The 18,353-nt window shown below is 57.8% G+C and carries 14 protein-coding genes; all 14 read left to right on the top strand.

Annotation, left to right across the window (positions count from 1 at the left end):
- Positions 1–4 precede the first annotated feature (4 nt).
- The gene (locus CUR33_RS08765) at positions 5–1,795 is read left to right on the top strand and encodes a thiamine pyrophosphate-binding protein (protein WP_289239324.1); all 1,791 of its coding nucleotides are present in this window, start codon (positions 5–7) and stop codon (positions 1,793–1,795) included.
- Between the two features lie 2 nt (positions 1,796–1,797).
- On the top strand, positions 1,798–2,679 hold the full coding sequence (locus tag CUR33_RS08770) for a sugar phosphate isomerase/epimerase family protein (RefSeq protein WP_289239325.1): 882 nt from the start codon (positions 1,798–1,800) through the stop codon (positions 2,677–2,679).
- Positions 2,676–3,731 carry a Gfo/Idh/MocA family protein gene (locus tag CUR33_RS08775; RefSeq protein ID WP_289239326.1) on the top strand — a complete coding sequence of 352 codons (1,056 nt, stop codon included), beginning with the start codon at positions 2,676–2,678 and terminating at the stop codon, positions 3,729–3,731. The genes CUR33_RS08770 and CUR33_RS08775 overlap by 4 nt, the downstream gene beginning before the upstream one ends.
- Positions 3,724–4,554: an SDR family oxidoreductase gene (locus CUR33_RS08780; RefSeq protein WP_289239327.1), complete on the top strand. Its 831-nt coding sequence runs from the start codon at positions 3,724–3,726 to the stop codon at positions 4,552–4,554. The genes CUR33_RS08775 and CUR33_RS08780 overlap by 8 nt, the downstream gene beginning before the upstream one ends.
- Positions 4,548–5,417: a class I SAM-dependent methyltransferase gene (locus CUR33_RS08785; protein WP_289239328.1), complete on the top strand. Its 870-nt coding sequence runs from the start codon at positions 4,548–4,550 to the stop codon at positions 5,415–5,417. Before CUR33_RS08780 ends, CUR33_RS08785 begins: the two co-directional genes overlap by 7 nt.
- A gap of 1 nt (position 5,418) precedes the next feature.
- The gene (locus CUR33_RS08790; protein ID WP_289239329.1) at positions 5,419–6,489 is read left to right on the top strand and encodes an NAD-dependent epimerase/dehydratase family protein; all 1,071 of its coding nucleotides are present in this window, start codon (positions 5,419–5,421) and stop codon (positions 6,487–6,489) included.
- Positions 6,490–6,602: 113 nt separating this feature from the next.
- A complete protein-coding gene (locus CUR33_RS08795; protein WP_289239330.1) occupies positions 6,603–11,651 on the top strand; it encodes a glycosyltransferase in 5,049 nt (1,682 codons plus the stop codon).
- A 291-nt stretch (positions 11,652–11,942) separates the two neighbouring features.
- Positions 11,943–13,427: a flagellin gene (locus CUR33_RS08800; protein ID WP_289239331.1), complete on the top strand. Its 1,485-nt coding sequence runs from the start codon at positions 11,943–11,945 to the stop codon at positions 13,425–13,427.
- Between the two features lie 72 nt (positions 13,428–13,499).
- Positions 13,500–13,892: a flagellar protein FlaG gene (locus CUR33_RS08805; RefSeq protein WP_289239332.1), complete on the top strand. Its 393-nt coding sequence runs from the start codon at positions 13,500–13,502 to the stop codon at positions 13,890–13,892.
- 77 nt (positions 13,893–13,969) lie between these two features.
- Positions 13,970–15,430 carry a flagellar filament capping protein FliD gene (fliD, locus tag CUR33_RS08810; protein WP_289239333.1) on the top strand — a complete coding sequence of 487 codons (1,461 nt, stop codon included), beginning with the start codon at positions 13,970–13,972 and terminating at the stop codon, positions 15,428–15,430.
- A 2-nt stretch (positions 15,431–15,432) separates the two neighbouring features.
- A complete protein-coding gene (fliS, locus tag CUR33_RS08815) occupies positions 15,433–15,819 on the top strand; it encodes a flagellar export chaperone FliS (protein WP_289239334.1) in 387 nt (128 codons plus the stop codon).
- 78 nt (positions 15,820–15,897) lie between these two features.
- The gene (fliS, locus tag CUR33_RS08820; protein WP_289239335.1) at positions 15,898–16,278 is read left to right on the top strand and encodes a flagellar export chaperone FliS; all 381 of its coding nucleotides are present in this window, start codon (positions 15,898–15,900) and stop codon (positions 16,276–16,278) included.
- A 27-nt stretch (positions 16,279–16,305) separates the two neighbouring features.
- Complete coding sequence (gene fliT / locus CUR33_RS08825; RefSeq protein ID WP_090248244.1) at positions 16,306–16,602, top strand: flagellar protein FliT; 297 nt, start codon at positions 16,306–16,308, stop codon at positions 16,600–16,602.
- Positions 16,603–16,838: 236 nt separating this feature from the next.
- Positions 16,839–18,311: a sigma-54 dependent transcriptional regulator gene (locus tag CUR33_RS08830; RefSeq protein ID WP_090248242.1), complete on the top strand. Its 1,473-nt coding sequence runs from the start codon at positions 16,839–16,841 to the stop codon at positions 18,309–18,311.
- Positions 18,312–18,353 lie beyond the last annotated feature (42 nt).

Raw genomic sequence — 18,353 nt, forward strand, 5'->3', positions numbered from 1 at the left:
TCCCATGCGCGTTGCCGATTACATCTTCGAATTCATCGCCAACCAGGGCGTCGGGCATGTGTTCTTCCTGCCGGGTGGCGGGGCCATGCACCTCAACAACGCCTTGCTGCGTCAACCACGGCTGACTGCCGTGAGCATGCTCCACGAGCAGGGCGCCGCGATCGCCGCCGAAGGCTATGCGCGTACCAGCGGTAAATTCGGTGCCTGCCTGGTCACTTCCGGCCCCGGCGCGACCAACGCCATGACCGGCCTGGCTGGTGCCTGGTTCGAGTCGACCCCGGCGCTGTTCGTCTCCGGCCAGGTCAAGCGTGCCGACCTCAAGGGAGATAGCGGCCTGCGTCAGCTCGGCACCCAGGAGCTGGATATCGTCAGTGTGGTCACGCCACTTACCAAGTATGCGGTGTGCCTGCTCGATCCGCTGCGCGTGCGCTATGAGCTGGAGAAGGCGCTGCACTTGATGCTCAACGGGCGCAAGGGCCCGGTATGGCTCGATGTGCCGCTGGATGTGCAGGCTACCGAGATCGCGCCGGAGCAGTTGGTCGGCTTTACCCCCGAAGCGGATGAACAGTCGCCAGTGCCGGACGAAGCCGCCGTGCACAGACTGGTGCAACGCCTGCGTCAGGCCAAACGCCCTGTGCTGCTAGTGGGCAATGGCGTGCATGCTGCCGGCGGCGAAATCGCCATGCGCGAGCTGATCGAGACGCTGGGACTGCCGACGCTGACCACCTGGATCGGCGCGGATCTGCTCGAATACGAACACCCACTTTACGTCGGCCGCTGTGGCACTGTGGCGCAGCGTGGTGCCAATTTCAGCGTGCAGAACGCCGACCTGGTATTGGCCATCGGTTGCCGCATGGACTTTTCCATCACTGGCTTCAACCGCAGCCACTTTGCGCGTCAGGCCGAGATCGTGGTGGTGGACATTGATCCGGCGGAAATCGTCAAACTGGGCGACATGCCTGACGAGCGCTTCGTCTGCGATGCGCGCGTGCTCATGCAGCAACTTCTTGCCGCCAACGGCTCGCAGGCGCTGGATTGCCAGAGCTGGCGCGAGCGCTGCCAGGCCTGGAAGGCCGCCTACCCGGTGGTGCTGCCCGAGTACCGCAAACCGAGCGACTACGTGAACACCTACGTGTTCAGCGAAACGCTGTCCGAGGCCATGGCCGAAGGCGATCAGATTATCCCCGGCAGTTCCGGTGCCGCGTTGGACACCTTCTGGCTGTCGGTGCGCCTCAAGCGCGGTCAGCGCGCGGTGGCGACTGGTGGGCTGGGCTCGATGGGCTATGGCCTGCCGGCCTCCATTGGCGGCTGCCTGGGCAGCGGCAGTAGACGCACTATCTCGGTGGATGGTGATGGCGGTTTCGTGATGAACATCCAGGAGCTGGAAGTGGTGCGCCGCCTGCGTCTGCCGATCAAATACTTCGTGCTCAACAACAACGGTTATGCCTCGATCCGCGCTTCGCAAGGTGGCTACTTCAAGCAGACCATCGGTTGCGACCCGGATTCTGGGCTGACCCTGCCGGACATTTCCGCCCTGGCTGCAGCCTTCGGCCTGTCGGTACGGCGCATCGACGGCAAGGCCAACCTGCGTCAGGCCATTGATGAGGCACTGGCGCTGGAGGGCCCGGTACTGTGCGAGGTGATGGTCGAGTCCGACCAGGCCATCGGCCCGCGCATCACCTCGAAGATCGGCCAGAACGGCGCCATGGTTTCCAGCCCGCTGGAAGACCTCTTCCCCTTCTTGGAACGCGACGAGTTGCGCGCCAACATGCTGATTCCGTTGGTGGACGACTGAATATGAGTGATTACCTGAGCCAATACGCCGACGCCGGTCTTTACACCATGCAGGGCCGCCTGGGCGCGCCGGAGGCGGGGCGCTTCCAGTCTTTCCCGCGTCAGGGCTGGCGCCTGGAAATCGCTCGCGCCGCCGAGATCGGCCTGCGCGGTATCGAATGGATCTATGACCTATTCGGCGAGGGCGCCAACCCGCTGGAGACAGCCGAAGGGCGTGAGGAACTGCGCGGTCTGCTGGCTGAGCACGGCGTCGCCGTGGTGTCGATCTGCGCTGACTACTTCATGGATCGTCCGCTGCTGCGCTGCAGCCTGGCCGAGAACGCCGAGCTGATCGAACGCCTGCAGTGGCTGCTGAGCATCTGCCCGGAAATGGGCGTGGGACGCGTGGTGTTGCCTTTCGTCGATGCCTCGCGCATTCGCGACGAAAACGAGCGCGACCAGGTGGTGGCCAATCTGCGCCAGGTGCTTCCGCAGGCCGAGCGCTATGGCGTTGAACTGCATCTAGAAACCGACTTGGCGCCGCAGGTGTTTCGTGAGCTGCTCGACCTGCTCGATCACCCGCTAGTCAAGGTCAACTACGATGTTGGCAACAGCGCCTCGCTGGGCTATCGCCCGGCGGATGAATTCGCTGCCTATGGCGCGCGCGTCGGCAGCGTGCACATCAAGGATCGCCGCCTGGGTGCCACGACCGTACCGTTGGGGCAGGGTGATACCGACTTTCCCAGCTTGCGCGAGCAACTGATCCAGTACGACTACCGCGGCGACTTCGTCCTGCAGGTCGCCCGTGGCGAGGCCGGTGACGAACCGCGCTGGCTCGCCAGCATGGCAGCGCTGGCGGCCGACTGGCTGCGCGGTACAGCCCTCAACGAGAGAAAGACATCGTGAAGATTCTGTTCTGTGGCCTGGGCGGCATTGGTCAGCGCCACTTGCGCAACCTGCGTCAACTGCTCGGTGATGAGCTGCAGGTGCATGCCTATCGTGTGCGTGGTCAGCGCATCAAGCTGCGCGACAACCTGACCGTCGACGAAGGCGCCGACCTGGAGCGCGACTATGCCATCGTCGTGCATCACGACCTGGCCGCGGCCCTGGCGGAAAAGCCGGCTGCCGCCTTCATCTGCAACCCCAACTCGCTGCATGTGCCGGTGGCGCTCGAGTGCGTGCGTGCCGGTGTGCCGGTGTTCATGGAAAAACCGCTGGCCAGCGATCTTGCCGGCATCGACCAGTTGCTGGCCGAGGTTGAGCAGCGCCGCTTGCCGTTCCACGTTGGCTACAACTTCCGCTTCCACCCCGGTTTGCAGCGCCTCAAGGCGCTGCTCGAGAGCGGTTTCTTCGGCCGTCTGCTGAGTGTGCGTTCGGAAATCGGCGAATACCTGCCCAACTGGCACCGCTACGAGGACTACCGGCAAATGTACGCTGCGCGCGCCGATCAGGGCGGCGGTGTGGTTTTGTCGCAGATTCACGAAATGGACCTGATCTACTGGTTCTTCGGCCTGCCACGCAGCATCGTCACCCATGGCGGCCAGCTCAGCCACCTGGAGATCGACGTCGAGGACACCGCCTCGTCACTGATGCGCTGTGACAACGCCATGGGCAGCTTCCCCATCCTGCTGCATCAGGATTACCTGCAGCGCCCGCCGGTGCGCTGCTTCAAGATCGTCGGCGACGCCGGCTACGCCGAGATCGACCTGCTGGCCAACCGCTTGCGGGTTTACGGCGCCGAGGGCGAGTTGAGCGAGGAAAACGACTTTCCCGGTTTCGTGCGCAACGATATGTTCTTGGCTCAGGCGCGGCATTTCCTCGATTGCGTCAACGGCTCGGCCACCCCGCAGGTGAGCTTGCACGATGGCCTGCAGAGCCTGCGTCTGGCATTGGCTGCTTTGCGTTCGCTGAAGGAGGCCAGGGAAGTGGCGCTGAGCGAGGTGAACGTGCATGGCTAGCGTGGACAGCCTGTTTCGTCTGGACGGTCGCGTGGCCGTTATAACGGGCGGCGCCGGCCTGCTGGGTTACCAGCATGCCGCGACCATCGCCGGGCTCGGCGGCATCCCGGTGCTGCTGGATATCAACGCCGAAGCCCTGGCCAGCAACGGCGCCAGGCTGGCCGAGGAAACCGGCTGCCAGGCTCCGAGCTACGAGGTCGACATCACCGACCTGCAGGCACTCGAGGCCGTTGGGCAGCAACTGTTGGCCGAGCATGGCCGGGTGGACATCCTGATCAACAATGCCGCACGCAACCCCAAGGTGGAGAGTGCCGGCGATAAGGACTTCTCCCGTCTGGAGCACTTCCCCTGGGAGCAATGGCAACTCGACCTCAACGTCGGGCTGGGTGGTGCATTTAACTGCGCCAAGATCTTTGGCACGCAGATGGCGCGGCAGGGACGTGGGGTGATCGTCAATATCGCCTCCGACCTGGGCGTCATCGCGCCGGATCAACGGCTGTACCGGGTGGATGGACGTGAGGCCGAGCAGCAGCCGGTCAAGCCGGTGACTTACTCGGTGGTCAAACATGGACTGATTGGTTTGACCAAGTACCTGGCCACCTACTGGTGCGAACAGGGCGTGCGTTGCAATGCGCTCTCGCCTGGTGGCGTCTACGCCGGGCAGAACGATGTGTTCGTCAGCAAACTGACGCAACTGATCCCGCTGGGCCGCATGGCGGAGGCCGACGAGTACCGGGGCGCCATCGCCTTCCTCTGCTCCGATGCGTCCACCTACATGAACGGCGCCAATCTGGTGATGGATGGAGGACGTAGCACATGGTGAGTTGCGAGTTGATCGCCCGGCATTGCATTTGCTGTGGTGGCAATCAGCTGCAGCGTTCGCCAGCGGTGTTGATGCCCTTCGTCGCGCACCGGGTTTTTGGTCACGAGCCCGTGGAGATAACCGAGGAGTGGGGCTTGCGCGATTTACGACCGGGCATGGCCTATACCCTATGCAACTCTTTACAGTGCCAGCATTGCGGAGTGTTGTTTCTCGATTATCGCTTTACCGATGAGCAAATGGCGGCTCTATACCATGGCTATCGGGACGAGGCGTATACCCGCCAACGTGATCATTACGAGCCGGGTTATGCCGTTATTGCCAGCCACTATCATCAACGTGAGGCTTACATCGGTGATGTTGAGTCATGGCTGGCTCCGCACTTGCCCGAGCGCCCAGTCGTGCTTGACTGGGGCGGCGGTAGTGGGTCGAACACGCCCTTTCTTCAGCAGAGCAACGCGTTATATGTTCACGATATTTCTTCGGTAGAGCTCATGCCGGGTGTTGAACGGATAAGCGCTTCGCAACTCGCTGCAGGGTGTTACGACTTGGTCGTCTGCAGTCAGGTACTGGAGCACGTACCGTTTCCATTGGCCTTGATCAAGCAGATTCTTCCCGCGTTGGATGAACAGACACTGGTTTATCTGGAAGTGCCGTATGAAGCTCTCGTGCGTGGGCATCCAGGTAGCCTGGGCCTTGCCGCTCTCAAACGTCATTGGCATGAACATATCAATTTCTTCACCCCACAGGCTTTGCATTGCCTGCTCGAGAGTGCGGAATTGGTACTGGTCGATAGCCATTTGCTGACGGTGGAGCTGGGGTGGCGGCAAAGCCAGGTGATCGGTGTACTGGCGAGGCGCGCCTGAAATGCAAGAGTTAGCCTTTTCACCTGATTCGGCACAGATCCGTGCTGATCTGCAGAACATTCCTGAAACTCTCGGTCTGCACGAGGCGTTAGACGGTAAACACTTGCTGCTCACCGGCGCCACCGGGTTCTTTGGGCGGTGGTTATTGGCTCTCCTGGCGCAGCTCAATGGGCAGGGGATGCGGGTCGATGTCTCAGCGTTGTCGCGCAATCCGTCGAGCTTTCTCGCACTGCAGCCGTATTTTCGCGACTTACCTTGGCTGCACTGGGAGCAGGGGGACGTGCGTGACCTGCAGATACCCATGCAAAGAACGCCGGATATGATCTTGCATGCCGCAGCTGATACTTCCGCTGCGGCGCATGCACGCCCCTTGGAACTTTTCGATAGCATCATCGGCGGGGCACGGAGGGTGCTTGAGTTGGGGGCGCAAAGTGGCGTGAATCGCATTCTACTCATTGGTTCAGGCGCCCAGTACGGTGTCATGTCTGCTTTTCAGCTAGTGGGCGAGGACTATTCGGGGGCTTGTGAAAGTTCATGCGTCAGTAGTGCTTATGGCGAGGCCAAGCGTGCCCAGGAAGTACTGGGAGCGATTTATGCAAAGGATCATGGACTTGATGTAGTCATGGCACGTTGTTTCGCATTTTCTGGTCCGGGGCTGCCGCTCGACGGACACTTTGCAATCGGCAATTTTGTCCGCGATGCATTGTGTGCCGATGCAATCGTTCTGAAGTCTGCTGGGCAGGCCGTGCGTAGCTACCTGCATGGAGCCGACTTGGCTTGCTGGCTATTGGTTCTATTGCTGCGCGGCCAGTCAGGGCAGGTCTATAACGTGGGTTCCGACCAGGCCATCAGCATCGCTGACCTGGCAAGGCGTGTGGTGGCCAGAATCGCGCCAGACAAGTCGATAAAGATTCTGGGCAATGCTGACACTTGCGGACGATCGTTCTACGTGCCTGATGTCAGTCGAGCACGTGGTCTGGGATTAGACGTGTGGACGTCGTTGGATGCGTCCATAGACAGCATGGCTGCATGGGCTCGAGCCCATGGTTATGGTGAATCGACCGTAGATTGATAAGCCTTGCCGGATGGCAGGGATATGAAGAGGTAAGCGTAATGGAGTGGGCAGGCATAGCAGGCGGACGGTGTCCTGGGGCGCCTTGGCGGATTGGCGTCGCTGGTAGCTCAGTGGTTGATCCACAGCGGATATTCCTGCTCAACGAAAAAGACTGGCAGAGGCTCAGTGAGCTATTGCCTTGGTCGCAATTGCGCGAATACGGCGATGCCAATGGTTTGTTGTTCGAGCCTTTGCAGGCCGTTGATACACAGGGCTTCGACGCTTTGTTACAGGTTGTGCTCACTCGTGAATCTGAACCGAAAGTCTGTTTCGAGTCGCCGCTACGTCGTTACCTGTTGTTGCTGGATGCCGGACAGCGCTGTGAAGCAGTTTATGAGCACCACTTTGCACGCATCTTCATGCCGGGCTGCAACCCCCTCAGCGACGAGCGCCAGATTTGTCTGAACCCGTCTATTGAGATGGCTGAGCAGCCCGCGTCGCGTCCATTCGCTACCGAACAGGTAGCCGTTTATGGCCGAGAGGGCATAGATGATGTCAGCAAAGCGCATTTCGCCTATTGCGAGGGCGCTGAGCGCGTCTCGGGCTGGCTGTCCGATTGTTGGCTGGATTGTTTGCGTAATGGCATGGTGCCTGTGCACGTGGCGGACTGGCCGGTGCCTGCCTGGATCCCGGAAAACAGCTATGTGGACGGCAGGCGCTTTCCTGATCGCGATACGCTTGAGTTGTTTCTCGACACCATGGCGCCTGAGGATTATCGGGCGATGGTGGAGGCGATGCGGCACTTTTGGGCGAGTTCGGATAGCTATCCATACTCCATTGACGCCTGGATCAATGCTCTGACGGCGGCTGTTGCCGCTGATGCGATTCAGGTCAGGGGAGGCACTCCATTGATCAGTGTCATCATCCCCTCATACAACTATGGACGTTTCGTTGGGCAGACCGTCGCTTCGGTTTTGTCTCAGGGCGTCCAGTCTCTAGAGGTTCTGGTCCTGGATAACGCCTCCTCAGACGAGACATCCGAGGTGATGAAGTCTTTTGCGACTGATCCGCGAGTTCGCTTCATGCGCAACCGTCGGAATATTGGCCCGAGCCACAATGTACTCAATGGGATGCGTATTGCGACCGGGCAATTCATGACAGTACTCATGGCCGATGACATATTGCTCAGCGGTCATTTTCTTCGATTGTTGCCGTTGTTGCAGGAACACCCTGAGTCTGCGCTTGGCTACGCGCCTATAAATTACATCGACGACCAGGCCGCATCATTGGCTTCGCCACGCCATCCGGGGCACCGGCTCACGGATTATGTGGGTGACCGAAACGAAGTCGCTGATTTATTGGTATACGACAACTACATCACGCCTTCTGCCGCCATCATTAGGCGTCAGGCGTTGTTGTCAGGCTGGTCTTGGAATCCCAGGCTGAAGGGAGCCGGTGACTGGGATATGGCCGTACAGCTAGCGGAGCGTAACCCGGATTTCATATTCACTCATATTCCGGGTGTTGGGTATCGTGTCCACTCTGAACAACATTCCACGGAGTTTTATGCCTCCACCGCTCCACTCGAAGACCACATTCTCATTGTCGAGGGTGTATTCGAGCGCGGCGCCGAACGTCAGTTAAGCGGGCGAGAACTGGATGTCGCGGCGCATCTTCGCGGACGGCTTGGCCAGTACCCCAATGAAAAGCATTCGCCGTTGGGTGCGCGCGTGCAGTCTCTGTGTGTGCGGCTCGAAGCACTGGCCGCGCTTGGCGAGCGCGCTCTGTTCTCCATCATCCTCACCACCTACAACCGCCCCGATCTGCTCAAGGACGCCTTGGCCAGTGTCGGCAGCCAGACCCTGCGCGATTTTGAAGTCATCCTGATCAACGATAATGGGGAGCCGGTTGAGCACCTGCTGGCGGTCTACGACTTCCCCATCACCTATATCCGTCAGGGGCGCAATCAGGGCCTATCGGCCGCGCGTAACGCCGGTCTCAAACAGGCGCGCGGACGCTATGTCGTCTATCTCGACGACGACGATATATACCTGCCCAATCACCTGACCGTGCTGGCTGAGGCCTTTGAACAGCATCTGGGCAGCGTTATCTATACCGGCGTCGAGTACGTTAACGAAAAGCTAGAGAACGGCCAGCGCATCGAACTAGGCCGTGGCCAGCCGTTCAAGCACGAGGTGTTTGATCGCGACCGTCTGTTTACGCAGAACTACATCCCGGTCAATACCTGGGCGCACCCGCGCAGCATGCTAGGTGAAGTCGGCGAATTTGATACTGGGCTGGCTGCGTTCGAAGACTGGGACATGCTCCTTCGTCTGGCCACGCGCTACCCCTTTGTCCATGTGCCGGTTGTGACCAGTGAAGTACATACGCGTGAGCAGAGTACTAGTGACGATCACATGCTGGGCCGGGAGCGGAAGAACTTCCCGGCGCTTTATCAACTGCTATATCAGCGTTATCCCGGCTCTGGCAGTGAGGTATTGACGCATGAACGTGGGGATATGCTGCAGCGTCTGGGCGTATCGGTGGAAGTACGCCCCAAAATACCTACTCTGCAGCGTTGGCTGTCGGAGCGTATTCCGACCGAGACGGAAAATCGCCTGATTAATGAATACCTTCAGGATCAAAATGGCGGCCCGCTAATCGGCATCATCGTGCTTGATCTGGACGGGCAATCGCCGCCCTTGATGCAAACCCTAAAGAGCCTGATCGGCGAGCGCTGCCTGTATGCCACTCTGAAGATCGTGGTACTGACCAGTAGTGCTGATGTACCGAAAACCTCTGCGGCGGATAAGTTGCATTTCGTTCGACTGAGCGATGAAACCCTGGCGTCTCAGATTAACCGCGTAGTGAATGAGAGCGATTTTGCCTGGTTCATGCTGGCCCACGCCGGCGATGAGTTCACCCCCAGTGGCCTGATGGTCGCCGGGCTCGAGCTGGCGGCAAACCCGGAGTGCCGTGCAATTTATGGTGACCAATTGCAGCGCTTGCCTGATGGCAGCCTGGGTGGCGCCTTTCTGCCAGGGTTCAACCTCGATCTGCTGCTCAGTTTCCCGCTGGTCATGGCGCGTCATTGGCTGTATCGCCGAGATCTGTTCCTCGCTGCCGGTGGCTTCGACGCCGAGTTTCCCGAGGCATTTGAGTTCGAGCTGTTGACCCGGCTCATCGAGCAGGAAGGGTTGGTTGGTCTCGGGCATGTCGATGAACCACTGCTGATCACGGATGCGCCTGCGCTGCAGGATAACCCGGATGAGCGGCGCGTTATTGAGCGTCATCTGGCTCAGCGTGGCTATCAGGCTCGGGTTGTTCCGGGGTTGCCTGCGCGTTATCGCATTGATTACGGCCATTCGAATACACCGCTGGTGTCGATCATTATTGCGGTCGACACGTCCCTTGTCTGTCTACAGCGTTGCCTGGACAGTGTGCTTGAGAAAACCCGCTACGGGCATTACGAGATCCTGTTCGGCGCCCATCAAGCGATGGATGCGGATACTCAGGTGTGGCTGCAGGGTATTGCTGATCTGGCAGATGCCCGGCTCCGGGTTGTTGCAGCTGCGGATATTGCCCAGGCCCAGCATCAGGCAGCCCTGGCAGCTCAAGGCGAGTACTTGCTGTTGTTGTCTGGTGAGGCGGTCGCGGTGAGCGACAGCTGGCTGGATGAATTGCTCAATCATGCGCAGCGTCCTGAAGTTGGTGTCGTCGGCGGCAAACTGCTGAGCGGTGATGGGCGTATTGATCAAGCTGGCTTGCTGCTCGGGCTGCGCGGTCCTGCAGGCCGTGCTTTTGCCGGTGAGGCAATGGACAGCACGGGTTACCTGCAGCGTCTGCAGGTCGATCAGAACTACAGCGCCGTCAGCGATGCCTGCCTGATGGTCCGCTCTGAGATCTATCATCAAGTCGGCGGGTTGGATACCACGCTGAGTGCCTACCGTGATGTCGATTTCTGCCTTCGGGTGCGTTCAGCGGGTTACCTGACCGTATGGGCTGCTCATGCGGTGTTAATGCATGACCATGTATACCGAGAGCCTGACGTGGCTGAGCAGGACGCTCTCTACGAGCGTCACCTGCCCGATATTGCACGTGATCCTGCTTACAACCGTAATCTGGCGCTCAGCGGGCGCGGTTTTGATTTAGAAGCTGACGCCGGTTTGACCTGGCGTCCACTGAGCTGGCGCCCGCTGCCAGTGATACTGGCGCATCCGGCGGACCCCTTTGGCTGCGGTAACTACCGTGTGATCAAACCGTTCTCGGCGCTTAAAGAGCACGGAATGGTCGATGGCATGATGTCTATTGGGCTGTTGCAGGTGCCGGATCTGGAACGTCTTGATCCTGACGTGATTGTGCTGCAACGACAAATAGGTGATGAGCGGCTGGATGCGATGCGGCGGATCAAGAAGTTCTCCCGCGCTTTCACCATTTATGAGTTGGACGATTACCTGCCCAACCTGCCACTCAAAAGCGCGCATCGTCCGCAAATGCCAAAAGACATACTTAAGTCGCTGCGCAAGGGGCTGAGCTTTGTTGATCGCTTCACGGTATCCACTGCGCCGTTAGCTGAGGCCTTTGCCGGCTTGCATGAGGACATTCGAGTGGTTGAGAACCGCTTGCCGGTGGATTGGTGGAGCGGCCTCTCATCCAGGAGGCAACGCGGCAGGAAACCTCGCGTTGGTTGGGCGGGTGGTATCAGTCATACCGGTGATCTTGAGCTGATCACTGACGTGGTCAAAGAGCTGGCAGGTGAAGTCGAATGGGTGTTCATGGGGATGTGCCCGGACCGAATTCGGCCTTATGTAGATGAGTTGCATGCCGGCGTTGCAATTGATCTGTACCCAGCCGCATTGGCCCGGCTGGATCTGGATCTGGCCTTGGCGCCAGTGGAGCAGAACCTGTTCAACGAATGCAAAAGTAACCTGCGTCTTCTTGAGTACGGCGCGTGTGGTTTCCCGGTGGTTTGCAGTGACTTGGTGTGCTACCAGGGCGCATTGCCGGTAACTCGGGTGAAAAACCGTTTCAAGGATTGGGTCGACGCCATTCGTATGCACATCAGTGATCTGGAGGCGAGTGCCAGGATGGGCGATGAGCTGCGTCGTCAGGTGCAGGGTGGCTGGATGCTGGATGGGGCAAATATTGAGGCTTGGAGAGCCTCATGGTTGCCCGATTGATGCCGACAACATGCTGTCGGTTTGTGTGAGGCATTAATAAAGCTGTCTTGATGTGTGAAAAAATTCGGTATTTGCCGTCGGGATGTCGGCATATACCCAATTTTTCTCGGTGTTGCCGCTTAAGTAATTGTTCTATCTGCGGAAAAAAAAATAGAACGAGTTGCTAAAGCTGTTCCTAAGGCCGCCGATATAAAGATCGAATGCGAACTTTATGGGGCGTCTGAGCAAAGCAGGCCCGAAGCTCGCAGGCTCAGACAAACTCAGTAGCACGGTCCTTTGGAGGCAAACACCATGGCCCTTACAGTCAACACAAACGTAGCGTCACTCAACACCCAGCGTAACCTCAACAGCTCATCCAAAGGCCTGGACACTTCGCTGCAGCGCCTGTCCACTGGCTTCCGCATCAACAGCGCCAAGGATGACGCCGCCGGCTTGCAGATTTCCAACCGTCTGACCAGCCAGATCAACGGTCTGAACGTTGCGACCCGTAACTCCAACGACGGCATCTCCCTGGCGCAAACCGCTGAAGGTGCACTGCAGCAGTCGACTGGCATTCTGCAACGTATTCGTGACTTGGCTCTGCAGTCGGCCAACGGTTCCAACGGTGCTACCGAGCGTGCCGCTCTGCAAGGCGAAGTGTCGCAGTTGCAACAAGAGCTGAACCGTATTTCTGAAACCACCAGCTTCGGTGGTCGTAAGATTCTTGATGGTTCTTTCGGTTCGCAAAGCTTCCAGGTGGGTGCAAACGCCTACGAAACCATCAGCGTTTCGATCGGTTCTGCAGCCACTGATCGTATCGGTATCAACCGCTTCACCACTGATGGTGCAGCCGCAGCTGCTACTGCGTCGGGTGCTGCGTTCAGCGCCACCTCGGGTAGTGCCTACGGTGATGCGTCCTTCAATATCAACTCCAAGCTGTCCGATGGTGATGTAGCCATTGCCGGTACAGCCAGCGGCTCGGCGAGTGAAGTGGCTCGTGCCATCAACGCTAAGAGCGACGAAACCGGCGTAACTGCCAACGCTCGTACCGTTGCCACATTGGGTGGTATCACTGCTTCGGGTACTGTTTCCTTCGACCTGTCTGGCCTGACCAGCAAATCGCTTGAAACTGACTCTTCCACAGTTTCTGCTGTAGTGAGCGACCTGACCAACCTGTCTTCCCTGGCTGATGCGATCAACCGTGAAACCGGTAAAACGGGCATCTCGGCTGTTTCCAAAGGCAGCACCATTGAGCTGACCAGCTCCCGTGGCGATGCGATCAGCATCAGCAACTACGCGGGCTCCGGTGGTGCGACTCTGCAGGCGAAGAGCTTCGACGGTGAAGATGACGTGGGTACTGCAGCTACCATCGCTGTTGGCGGCGGTGCACGTGCTGACGGTCAAGTTCAGCTTGAAGCAGCCGATGCCTTCAGCGTGAATGGGCTGAGTGGCGCTCTGGGTACTGATGGCTTCAGTGAGCTGGATGCGGTCAATACCATTGACATCGGTACGGCCACAGGTGCGCAGGACGCTCTGGGTATCATCAACGGTGCGATCTCTAACATCGATAGCCAGCGTGCTCAGCTCGGTGCTGTTCAGAACCGTTTCGAGAACACCATCTCGAACCTGCAGAACATTTCTGAGAACTCCTCTGCAGCTCGCAGCCGGATCCGTGACACTGACTTCGCTGCTGAAACCTCGGAACTGACCAAAAATCAGATCCTGCAGCAGGCTGGTACTGCGATCTTGGCCCAGGCTAACCAGTTGCCACAGGCTGTGCTCAGCCTGCTCGGCTAAGGGTAAACGCGCTAGACTGCGGGGAGAAGGGCTTAGCTCTTCTCCCCGTTCCCTCATTCTGAGGAGAAAGTTATGGACATTAGTTCAATTCAGGTTTCGTCGGCATCCACCGCTGTTGCTTCTAAAGCAGAGCGTGCGCCCAGTCCATCTGCCAAGGTTGGTGCCGATGGTGTTGAGCGTAAGCCTTCTGAAGACGCTACAACTGGAAGCGCTACACAGGTAGAGAGTGGCCCTGCGGCTTCTCGTGAAGAGGTTGAAGCGGCAGTTGCGACGATTCAGGACTTTGTCCAATCAGTTCGTCGCAGCCTCAATTTCTCCCTTGAAGAAGGCAGTGGGCGTGTCGTGGTCAAAGTGACTGATGCAGGGTCAGGCGATGTGATTCGGCAGATCCCTTCTGAGGAAGCGCTGCAATTAGCAGAGAATCTCTCGGAGGTTCGTAGTTTGTTATTCAAAGCTGAGGCCTAGCCAACAAGGTTGGCACAGCTTTTGACTGTTAACGCTTATCTAGCGTGATTGCAGTCATTATTTTGGCGAGGTGAAGCATGGTCGGGATTACGGGCATTGGCTCAGGAATCAAAATCGACGAAATCGTCACAGCGTTGGTCAATGCCGAAAGGGCACCCAAGACCAATCAGCTGGACCGTCTCGAGAAAACCACCGTTGCACGCATCTCAGCCATGGGCTCGCTGACCAGCGCGCTCAATACCTTCAAAACTGCCGTCGACTCGCTGAATAAGCCTTCCTTATTCGAGTCGCGAACGGCGAGTTCTTCCAATACCAGCGCTCTTAAAGTCACCGCCTCTACTACCGCCCCGGCAGGCAACTACAACGTGCAGGTCAAGCAGTTGGCGACCAGCAGCAAGGTGGCGTTGCAGTCGGTCACGGGTGGTAATACCGCTACATTCAACAGCGGTTCACTGACTATTTCTACGGGCAGTTCGAGCTTCGGTGTCAACATTACCTCAGGCAATAACACCCTGGCGGGTATGCGCGATGCAATCAACGAGGCGGGTAAAAGCAGTGGTGTGAGTGCAACCATCATCACGGATGATTCGGGCTCGCGGCTGGTGCTGAACTCAACCAAAAGTGGTGCAGGCAATGATATTCAGGTCGTAGCCAGCGAAGACAATGTCACCACTGGAGCCAATGCGTTGACCTCTCAGGCGTTTGCTCCGACGGTCGACCCCGGCAATGCCGATGCCTTCCTTAAACCTAATTCCACTACGGGTGCTGGTGGTGTGATCACCAAGGCCCAGTCGGCCAAGATATCGATTGATGGTTTGGAGTTGGTGCGCAATACCAACCGCATTGAAGACGCTCTAGAAGGGGTGACGCTGGATCTGACTGCAGCGCAGAGCGCCACTGATTTAGCCGATGGTAAAACCATTAGTGTCACTGTTGGCGTCGATAAAGGCGCAGTGAAAAGCAACCTGCAGAAGTTTGTCGACTCCTATAACGCGTTGATCAGCACGACGTCTCAATTGACTGCTGTCGTTCCAGTAGATGGTGGTAATCCAGTCACCGGCCCTCTGCTCGGCGACTCATCTATACGCAATGTGCTGTCCAGTTTGCGTAATGAAATGGTCAATCTGACCGGTGAAGGCGGTGTGCGGGCGCTTGCAGATTTGGGCATTACCTCTGATTGGAAAACCGGCCAGCTCAAGATTGATGACACCGCTTTAACCAAGGCGCTGGATAGCAATTTCGATCAAGTGGCCGGTTATCTTGCAGGTGATAATGGACTGATGGGGCGTCTATCCAAATCCGTTGGCGCATATGTCGGCGCCTCGGGCGTGCTCAAGCAGCGTACTGATGCGTTGCAAGCCACCAAGGCTGGCGTCGATGAACAGCGCAAAGCATTGGCTGTTCGAGTCGAGAGTCTGCAAACGCGCCTTTATGCCCAATACAACGCTATGGATTCCCTCGTAGGGCGTCTGCAGAAAACCAGCGAAAGTTTGGCCGGCCAGCTCGCCAGCCTGCCAGGCTTCGTTAAAAAGGATTAGTAATGAGCAAGAAACCGATCGACACCTATAAACAGGTCAATACCAGTCATGATGTTTCGCCCTATCGCACTGTTCAGCTGCTGCTTGAGGGGGCTCTGCAACGTGTGATGTTGGCTAAGCATGCCCAGGTTGAGGGCGATGCCGAGATTCGCGGTATGGCTGTTGGTAGCACCATTACTATTCTGGGTGTATTACAGGCCAGCTTGGACAAAGAGCTGGGTGGTGAAATTGCCGAAAATTTGGATTCACTCTACGACTATATGACGCGTCGTTTGGCGGGCGTAGCAGTCGACAATACGCCGCGTACGCTGGATGAGGTTCAGGCGCTGCTTGAGCAAATCAAGAGCGCATGGGACGCCATCGGTCCAGAGGTTGAGCCAGCTGTATGAAACTGATTTCGTTGCTAAAGCTTTGTTCTGCAGCGCCGATACCCAAGGTATTCAGTAAACAGAACAGCGAGAACAACGATGAACGCTATGGCGGCTCTCAAGCAGTATCAAACCGTCAACACTCAGGCTCAGGCTGTTGAAGCCAGCCCGCATCGCTTGATTCAGATGTTGATGGAAGGTGGGCTGGCGCGTTTGGCGCAAGCGCGTGGTGCGATGGAGCGCAACCAGGTCGCCCTCAAGGGCGAGCTGATCAGCAAGGCTATTGGTATTATTGGCGGCTTGCGTGAAGGTCTTAACCATGAGCAAGGCGGTGAAGTCGCTGCCAATCTCGATAGTCTGTACGAATACATGGCCACACGCTTGGTGGATGCCAATGTGCAGAATGAGATCGCGCCGCTTGATGAAGTTGCAGGCCTGCTGCGTAATGTAAAAGCTGGCTGGGATGCTATCGCTGAGTGATGCTGTTTCCCGCCTGAGGAATTGTTTATGAGTTCATCCGTGCAGCGTCTTGAAGAAACCGGTAGCGCATTGCGCACTGCGTTGGCCAGTCAGGATTGGGCCGCCATTGGCGAGTTAGACCTGCAGTGCCGCCTGGCTGTTGACGAAGCGATGGTTGAATCTGCGAACGATGAAGAAACCCTGCGTGCGCGCATGCAGGAGTTGCTGGATCTTTATCGCGAGCTGGTGAATGTGTGCCAAGCCGAACAGCAGCGCTTGGCCCATGAGCTCGTTCAGCTGAACCAGTCGCAACAAGGTGCCAAGGTCTATCAACTATTTGGTTGATTGGCTGTCTTCGGTCGATGCTGTCCAGTATCGACCTTCTGGTAACGCTTCATCTTCTCTCCATTCCCCCTAAGTTGTTGCTCAAGCTGAGTTTGCTTGGCGAGTCCAATAAAAAGCACGCCATTAAATTGACTGTTAACAAAAAATTGACTTAACTACTGGCCAATTGCCGGCGCTGGGTTGAGCGATGTTTGTGCGGCGGGCGCGTTTTTCACTCCAGGATCAGTAAATAAATTATGTGGCGTGAAACCAAAATCCTCCTGATTGACGATAACAGCGAGCGCCGTCGCGACTTGACGGTGATCTTGAATTTTCTCGGTGAAGATCATCTGGCGTGTGACAGTCAAAACTGGCGCCAATGCGTCGCGGAATTGGGGTCTAGTCGTGAAGTACTTAGCGTCTTGCTTGGTGAAGTGAAAGCCAAAGGTGGCGTGCTAGAGATGCTGAAACAGCTTGCCGTCTGGGATGAGTTCCTGCCGACGCTGCTGATTAACGATCAGGTCGCTGCCGAGTGGCCAGAAGAGCAGCGCCGCTGTGTACTGGCGACGCTGGAAATGCCGATGAGCTACAACAAGTTGCTCGACTCGTTGCACCGCGCCCAGGTTTATCGCGAAATGTACGACCAGGCCCGTGAGCGTGGTCGTCAGCGCGAGACCAATCTGTTCCGCAGTCTGGTCGGCACCAGTCGGGCCATTCAGCAGGTGCGGCAGATGATGCAGCAGGTGGCTGATACCGAGGCCAGCGTGCTGATCCTTGGTGAGTCGGGCACGGGTAAGGAAGTGGTCGCGCGCAATCTGCATTACCACTCCAAGCGTCGTGAAGCGCCTTTTGTTCCAGTCAATTGCGGTGCAATCCCTGCCGAGTTGCTAGAGAGTGAATTGTTCGGTCACGAGAAGGGTGCTTTTACCGGTGCGATTACTAGCCGGGCAGGGCGCTTTGAACTGGCCAATGGCGGCACTCTGTTTCTCGATGAAATTGGTGACATGCCGCTCCCCATGCAGGTAAAGCTGTTGCGCGTGTTGCAGGAGCGCACCTTCGAGCGGGTGGGTAGTAACAAGACCCAGAGTGCCGATGTGCGGATCATTGCGGCCACGCACAAGAACCTCGAGAAAATGATTGAGGACGGCAGCTTCCGTGAGGACCTGTATTACCGCCTCAACGTCTTCCCAATCGAGATGGCCCCGCTGCGTGAGCGTATCGAGGACATTCCGCTGCTGATGAATGAGCTGATCTCGCGGATGGAGTTCGAGAAGCGCGGATCCATCCGCTTTAACTCGGCGGCGATTATGTCGCTGTGTCGGCATGACTGGGCGGGTAACGTGCGCGAGCTGGCCAACCTGGTCGAGCGCATGGCGATCATGCATCCCTATGGCGTGATTGGCGTGGGCGAGCTGCCGAAGAAATTTCGCCATGTCGACGATGAAGACGAGAACATGGTGGCCAGCTTGCGTGATGAGCTGGATGAGCGCGCGACTATCCTGGCCGGCCTGCCGGGTGTGGATTCGATGGCCATGCTGCCGCCGGAAGGCCTGGATCTGAAGGATTACCTGGGCAACCTTGAGCAGGGCTTGATTCAACAGGCGCTCGACGATGCCAGTGGTGTGGTGGCGCGTGCTGCCGAACGTTTACGTATTCGGCGCACCACCCTGGTCGAGAAAATGCGCAAGTACGGCATGAGCCGGCGTGATGATGAGGGGCTGGACGACTGACCTTTCTGCGTCAGGCAATCGTCAGTGACTTGGCGCAGCCCC

Origin of the sequence: Pseudomonas sp. FEMGT703P (genome assembly GCF_002786345.1) — a bacterium.
In the GTDB taxonomy this organism is placed as follows: domain Bacteria; phylum Pseudomonadota; class Gammaproteobacteria; order Pseudomonadales; family Pseudomonadaceae; genus Aquipseudomonas; species Aquipseudomonas peli.

Bases quoted from the DNA above. Each gene is read 5' to 3' on its own strand.
- CUR33_RS08765 (WP_289239324.1), top strand. From the start codon at position 5: ATGCGCGTTGCCGATTACATCTTCGAATTCATCGCCAACCAGGGCGTC.
- CUR33_RS08770 (WP_289239325.1), top strand. From the start codon at position 1,798: ATGAGTGATTACCTGAGCCAATACGCCGACGCCGGTCTTTACACCATG.
- CUR33_RS08780 (WP_289239327.1), top strand. From the start codon at position 3,724: ATGGCTAGCGTGGACAGCCTGTTTCGTCTGGACGGTCGCGTGGCCGTT.
- CUR33_RS08785 (WP_289239328.1), top strand. From the start codon at position 4,548: ATGGTGAGTTGCGAGTTGATCGCCCGGCATTGCATTTGCTGTGGTGGC.
- CUR33_RS08790 (WP_289239329.1), top strand. From the start codon at position 5,419: ATGCAAGAGTTAGCCTTTTCACCTGATTCGGCACAGATCCGTGCTGAT.
- CUR33_RS08800 (WP_289239331.1), top strand. From the start codon at position 11,943: ATGGCCCTTACAGTCAACACAAACGTAGCGTCACTCAACACCCAGCGT.
- CUR33_RS08805 (WP_289239332.1), top strand. From the start codon at position 13,500: ATGGACATTAGTTCAATTCAGGTTTCGTCGGCATCCACCGCTGTTGCT.
- fliD (WP_289239333.1), top strand. From the start codon at position 13,970: ATGGTCGGGATTACGGGCATTGGCTCAGGAATCAAAATCGACGAAATC.
- fliS (WP_289239334.1), top strand. From the start codon at position 15,433: ATGAGCAAGAAACCGATCGACACCTATAAACAGGTCAATACCAGTCAT.
- fliS (WP_289239335.1), top strand. From the start codon at position 15,898: ATGAACGCTATGGCGGCTCTCAAGCAGTATCAAACCGTCAACACTCAG.
- fliT (WP_090248244.1), top strand. From the start codon at position 16,306: ATGAGTTCATCCGTGCAGCGTCTTGAAGAAACCGGTAGCGCATTGCGC.
- CUR33_RS08830 (WP_090248242.1), top strand. From the start codon at position 16,839: ATGTGGCGTGAAACCAAAATCCTCCTGATTGACGATAACAGCGAGCGC.